6 protein-coding genes are annotated in these 5,862 nt (G+C 42.7%); 2 read left to right on the forward strand and 4 right to left on the reverse strand.

All coding sequences use genetic code 11. The annotated features are described in order from the left end of the window. Positions 1-7: 7 nt before the first annotated feature. Positions 8-376 (reverse strand): hypothetical protein, encoded by a 369-nt coding sequence (locus tag VLN09_RS01525; protein ID WP_325243401.1) that lies wholly within the window; start codon positions 374-376, stop codon positions 8-10. Positions 377-480: 104 nt separating this feature from the next. On the opposite strand from VLN09_RS01525, the gene VLN09_RS01530 reads away from it, so the two are divergent. Continuing rightward, positions 481-690: a hypothetical protein gene (locus VLN09_RS01530; protein ID WP_325243403.1), complete on the forward strand. Its 210-nt coding sequence runs from the start codon at positions 481-483 to the stop codon at positions 688-690. Between the two features lie 28 nt (positions 691-718). On the opposite strand, the gene VLN09_RS01535 is transcribed toward VLN09_RS01530, so the two are convergent. Then, a complete protein-coding gene (locus VLN09_RS01535; RefSeq protein WP_325243404.1) occupies positions 719-1,357 on the reverse strand; it encodes a GNAT family N-acetyltransferase in 639 nt (212 codons plus the stop codon). Positions 1,358-1,446: 89 nt separating this feature from the next. Then, a complete protein-coding gene (locus VLN09_RS01540) occupies positions 1,447-3,084 on the reverse strand; it encodes an FAD-dependent oxidoreductase (protein WP_325243406.1) in 1,638 nt (545 codons plus the stop codon). A gap of 253 nt (positions 3,085-3,337) precedes the next feature. Here VLN09_RS01540 and truD point away from each other — a divergent pair, with 253 nt between their 5' ends. Then, on the forward strand, positions 3,338-4,543 hold the full coding sequence (truD, locus tag VLN09_RS01545; RefSeq protein WP_325243407.1) for a tRNA pseudouridine(13) synthase TruD: 1,206 nt from the start codon (positions 3,338-3,340) through the stop codon (positions 4,541-4,543). A 33-nt stretch (positions 4,544-4,576) separates the two neighbouring features. Here the strand turns inward: truD and VLN09_RS01550 are convergent. Next, positions 4,577-5,862 (reverse strand): GGDEF domain-containing protein (locus tag VLN09_RS01550; protein ID WP_325243408.1); only part of this gene is annotated, 1,286 nt, incomplete at its 5' end.

The raw sequence follows: 5,862 nt of genomic DNA on the forward strand, positions 1-5,862 counted from the left end.
AGAGCCTCTAATTACCTAGCACCCACTCATCATTAACTTGATAAACTTTAAAATTGGTCTTATTGGTTTGGCTATTACCCGCTATCGTCTGCGTGACATCAGCGGTACATAGATAAGTGTTGTCACCCTCAGCAGTATCGCAATGGATATTCTCGATGCGCTCAAGCTTTGGCATCATGCTCTCAATCATACCGCTCATGGCTTTTGCCATCGGATCACTACCTGCGTTGGCCTTTGCGTCCTCTACTATTTTAGTCGTTTGCTCATATTGCGCTTCAATCAGCCCTTCAACCGTACTTTCAGAAGGCGCATTAGAACAAGCGGCAAAGAATGGCGTTAATAGGATAATTAATACCAATCTTTTGAAATTTTCCATGTCATCCTCCTGATATGTTTATAAGACTTAAGATATGGATAATTCAGACAGCGCAATCCGGATACTGCTATGATGTGCTTAATAATAATGGTTGCGAGATAATCATGTGGCAGGCGTATTTTTTTATTTTACCGATCGGGCTTGGCATTTTAACCTTGGTTGCCAGTCTGATATTTTTATTTGCCTATATCACCTCTAATGACAATGCCACACGCTTACCAGCATTTAACTGGTTTAAGCGCTTAATCGTAGTGGCATTTTTACTGCTGAGCATGGGGCTGTTTATGACTTTTAGTCATTTTTGGGGTCAATAAAATGAACCCTTAAAAACTCATGAACTTTTTAATTAACTATTTTTTCTAATTCTAACAATTCCAAATCCTGACGCTTTGGCTCGCCATTATTCCCATCATTTGGAAATGGCATTTTATTGCCATTTAGCTCATAACCTCGGCGGTGATAATAAGACAATAGCTCAGGACGATGACTTAAAATAGACATGGTCAAACGAGCCGGTTTTTTATCCGATGTTTGTCCATCTGATTGTAGATGACGACTCGCAAATGTCTCGGCTGCTTGCAAAATCACATTACCAACGCCTTGCCCTTGTAGTACAGGATGCACGGCAAACATACCGATATAAGCGCTTTTATTATAGGTAGTCTCATTTGAGTCAGTATTGACTTTTATATCAACAGCGATACAGCCTAATAGTTCACCCGTTTCTTCTCCATCACGCTCGCCCGTTGTCGTCTTTGGATAAACAAAGAGATAATGCGTGGGATTAGCGATAGTACGAGCCAGCTCATCTTGAGTGATACGAATACCACCGATTAAATCTGCTTCATTGGTCCAGCCTTCTGTCTGCCGATAGCAGCGGTTCAATAGCTGTTCAAGTGCGCCAATATCACTAGCTTCAGCTTGACGTAAAAAAACGGTTTCTTTATTAATATTGTTATTATTAGTATTGCCTTTATTCATATTATTTTTTCCTGTTTTTACGTCTATATTAAAAAGCTGACCTAAATGAATAGCTCAGCTTTAATAGTAATACTTATCCGTTTTCAGTACTAGCGCGATAACGTTTGCGCTTGCTCGATAATATCAAATTCTGCGTTAATTTGTGCCCGTGTTGGTGCATGACCTCGACGCAATAGCTCAGAGAATGCCACCAATTCTTTATCACGTCCGAGTGAGCTTGCGGCACTGGCACGTGTGTTTTCACCCTCATCATCGAAGTAATATTCTATATAGTCAAAATTGTCTGGCGTACCTAATAAAATGCCATGATCTGGCGTCGCAGCATGTCCGCTATAGCGTAAACTTTTGCCATATTGCATCGTCCAAAAGAAAGGGATACGCTCTGCTAGCGAATTGTCGTTGTCATTATTTAATATCGTTGCTGCCGTGACCATGCCATGTTGTAGTGCCACGCGCCAATGCTCGATACGCATACGCCCCAGTTGATTGCTCGCTTTGGCGATATACCCAAGCGCATAGACACCATCACGCAGTTGTAAATGCTCATCGACTTGTACGCCATCTGGATGATTTGTGTCCTGTAATAACTCGATACGCGGTGCGACACCTGTTCCTAAAATCACGATATCAGCCTCGATTTTCTCACCATTGGCTAATTTGACACTATTAACTTGTGAGAAATTCTCTTCGCCATTATCAGTAGTATTTTCAGCTTCAATAATTTCAGCGACGCTGGCATTAAACACGAACTGAATACCTTTTTCCTTATGCAATTTAATCAACGCATCACTGACCGTTTCGGAGACGATATTGCCCATCACGCGATGGTCTTGCCCGATGACGGTGATAGAAGCAGTCGTACCCGACTGCGCCAATGCTGAAGCGACCTCCATACCGATAAAGCCCGTACCGACGATGACTACGCGCTGATCATGACTGGCAGCTTTGATTAATTTGGCATCCTCCATACTGCGCAGCGTATAGACACCATCAAGCGTTGCGCCTTTAATAGGTGGGATTTTGGGCTCAGCGCCTGTTGCTACGACTAAGAAATCTGCTGTCTGTCTATCAACATTGCCGTCATCATCTGTGATTATAATACTGCGCTCATTGGGCAACACCTGACTAACAGTTTGATTTAAACGTAAATCGATATTTTGTTTGCTTGCCCAATCTGCACCGCCCAGTAATAGCTTTTCTTCAGGCATATTCCCTGCTAAAAAAGCTTTGGATAATAAAGGACGGTTATAAGGGGCTTTATCCTCGGTGCTCACCAAGGTAATCTTGCCGCCATAGCCAGTATTGCGTAACTGATGCGCGGTCATAAAGCCTGCACCACCGCCGCCAACAATAATAGTATGGGTGTCAGTTAATTTGTCAGCTTCAATATGATTATCTATTTTAATTGAGGTATTAACCGTCAAACTGTCGCCATTATCGGTAATTTGATATTGAGTTAAGCCCTCTGTCGCGATTGGCTCTAGTAATGTGCCGTCGCTGCTATCAAAAGTCGCATGATGCCAAGGACAAATGACCCGATTGCCGCAACGTAGACCATCACCCAGATTCGCCCCAGCATGCGGACATTTCCCATCGAAAGCATGAAACGTGCTGTCGTCGCGGGTAATTAAAATGATACTATCATCATCCTGTTTGTAGGATTTCATACCGCCACTAGCAATATCCGCTTTATCAATGGTGATTGTATTTATCGCTGCATTGCTCATAAGTCATCCTTAACGTTATAATTATTCCTGATTAAAGTAGGTTGAGATAGTAATAACACCTCAATAATTTAAAATGACTGACATGGAATTAATCAAGATTCAATAAAATCCTCTGTATTGATAGTAACAAGCACACTAGAATTATGCTGTTGTTTTGTATGTTGACCGCGTTGCAAAACGTAATTTCTCGCTTTTAATCTAACATCATTACTGCTCTCCTTCAAAACATATAACCAATATAAAAGACTGTTTTATGACTATTCAAGATAATGACATTACTACCGCTGCTGACACGGCCAATTTACCGCAGCCTATACAGCCGCCTTTAAAGCAAGCCACTTATAAAGCTCATACTACAGATTTTGTCGTTAATGAGTTATTACCATTAGAGTTCACTGGCGAAGGTGAGCATTTATGGTTACATATCCAAAAGTCTGGAATGAATACTGCGTATCTTGCCAAATTATTGTCCGAATGGGCAGAAATTCCATTACGTGATGTTGGCTACTCAGGGCTTAAAGACCGTCATGCACTAACGACACAGTGGTTTAGCCTGCGCATACCAAAGAAGCAATTACCAGACTCTGAGTTTGCACCTGTAGATATCAGCGCCAATGAGTCGGTCACTATCCTTGAGCAGCAGTGGCACAATAAAAAGCTCAATCGCGGCACCCATCGCGCCAATCAATTTATCATCACCTTGCGTGATATTGAGTTTGCAGATTTTGAAGCTTCTTTGCTAATGCAATCTCCAGCGCCTGAACAGTTACTGTCCGCTAAGAAAACTATCGAGCAGCACTTAGCAACTATCAGTCAAAGCGGTGTGCCCAATTATTTTGGTCCACAGCGCTTTGGTCGCAGTGGCAATAATATTAGAGAAGCATTGTCATTGTTTGCACGTCCCGTACCTGAAGCCCGTCCGCAGCCTAATAAAAGCAAACGTAAACGTGTGCCTCGTGAGCAAAATACTATGGAGCTGTCAGCGGCGCGCAGTTTGATATTTAACGAGATATTGGCAGCACGTGTCCGTGATGGCAGTTGGAATACCGGACTTACCGGCGAGGTATTTAATTTAGAAGGTTCAGGCTCGATATTTAGCAGCGATGAGATAGATGATACATTACGGACGCGACTTGAAAGCGGCGACATTCATCCTACTGCCGTACTATGGGGTACAGGTAATGAGAAGGTCAGCGGCAATGCTGCAACCATGGAAACTGATATCGTGGCGCGAAACCCACTATTGACCCAGTTAGCCGCAGGCCTAGAGAAGCGTGATATCAAAGCGCAAAGGCGAGCGCTGCGCTTACCTATTGAGGCATTAAGTTGGGAGTGGCAGGATAAACAAGATGAGCAGATACTGGTCTTAAATTTTACTTTGACTACCGGTAGCTTTGCAACCAGCGTATTGGCAAGTTTGGTACAAGAGCTAAATACCGCGTCATCCTCTAGGTCATAAACGATTGAATAGTTAAGAAGTTAAAGTGAGGATTTACTTGCTAGTGGCATAAAACGAGATGACCGTGCTATTTTTTGCCACTAGTAACTCATTGGCACTGACGACTTGATTGCGTCCCCGATCCTTAGCTTCATATAGCGCTTTATCAGCGATACAGATTAAATGCTGACAGATATCTGGAGGCAATTGGGCATTGGCGATTGCTGTGGCAGCGCGTTTACTTATATGGGCAGTTCTACGTTGTGAGCTATTTTGTGTTGGGCTACTTCTTTGCAAGCCTTTCATAGATAAGCCGTTTTTTTGCAAATTATCTTTTTGTAAGTTGTCTGGTAGCTGCTTGCTTTTTTCTAACTCAGCAGCTCTATACTCACTTTGAATATGAGCGCGCTCTTCATGCGTTAAGGTATAAACCCCTAGGCTTGCTGTGACATTAAAATCTGTATAGTGGTCACTACTGATGACCTGCTCGGCAATATCTCGGCGCAGTTGCTTAGCAATCGTCATAGCACTATCATGCGAAGTATCTGGGAGCACGATTAAAAACTCTTCACCGCCATAACGACTGACAATCGTCTCTTCTGTTAATGACGCTAATAAAGTCTGTGCAACCTCAGACAACACCTGATCACCCACATCATGACCATAACTGTCATTGATATTTTTGAACCAATCTAAGTCCAATAAGATGGTACTAAAATCTTGCTCATCATCCGTTGCCAAAAGTGCTTGATACATCTGCGTCAAGCCATAGCGGCGACTCTTGAGCTGCGTCAATTCATCATGATTGGCGTACTGCATAATCTCTGCTTTACTGTTATCCAATATCAAGAGCAGCATGCGAAATATATAGATGATAAAAATTGCTTTTGGCAATGACATATAGATATGGGTACTGCGCCAAAAAAACGCAGAAGAAAAGCGCAGTTGATTAAAATTATCCCAGCTAAGCGTCCCATTTTGAAAGATGGACGCAGAGATGGCGTTTTCGATAGCTGATGCCTCGCTATAGGTCAGGTAACTATAGGTATCTAAAGGCAGAGAGGTGATCGTCATTTGGCGTAGATTGGGAATGGTAAAGCCAAAATAAGGAATTAACGTGGCTAAAAAAATTAGAGTACTGTGAGCCAAAAAAGCCTTCCATACGTAGCGTCGCCGTATAAGCATCATACCAAGCATCGCCCCACCCACTAGTGATACTCCAGCCACCAAGCTGCTGTGACCCATGATCAAAATAACCACAGCAATATAACTACTATATAGCGTGATTAAGACCGCTTGCCATTTATATAGCGCGCCACGATCTGTTTTGATAGGCGATG

Origin of the sequence: Psychrobacter sp. (genome assembly GCF_035469765.1) — a bacterium.
Lineage (GTDB): Bacteria > Pseudomonadota > Gammaproteobacteria > Pseudomonadales > Moraxellaceae > Psychrobacter.

Bases quoted from the DNA above. Each gene is read 5' to 3' on its own strand.
- truD (WP_325243407.1), top strand. From the start codon at position 3,338: ATGACTATTCAAGATAATGACATTACTACCGCTGCTGACACGGCCAAT.
- VLN09_RS01535 (WP_325243404.1), bottom strand. From the start codon at position 1,357: ATGAATAAAGGCAATACTAATAATAACAATATTAATAAAGAAACCGTT.
- VLN09_RS01530 (WP_325243403.1), top strand. From the start codon at position 481: ATGTGGCAGGCGTATTTTTTTATTTTACCGATCGGGCTTGGCATTTTA.
- VLN09_RS01540 (WP_325243406.1), bottom strand. From the start codon at position 3,084: ATGAGCAATGCAGCGATAAATACAATCACCATTGATAAAGCGGATATT.
- VLN09_RS01525 (WP_325243401.1), bottom strand. From the start codon at position 376: ATGGAAAATTTCAAAAGATTGGTATTAATTATCCTATTAACGCCATTC.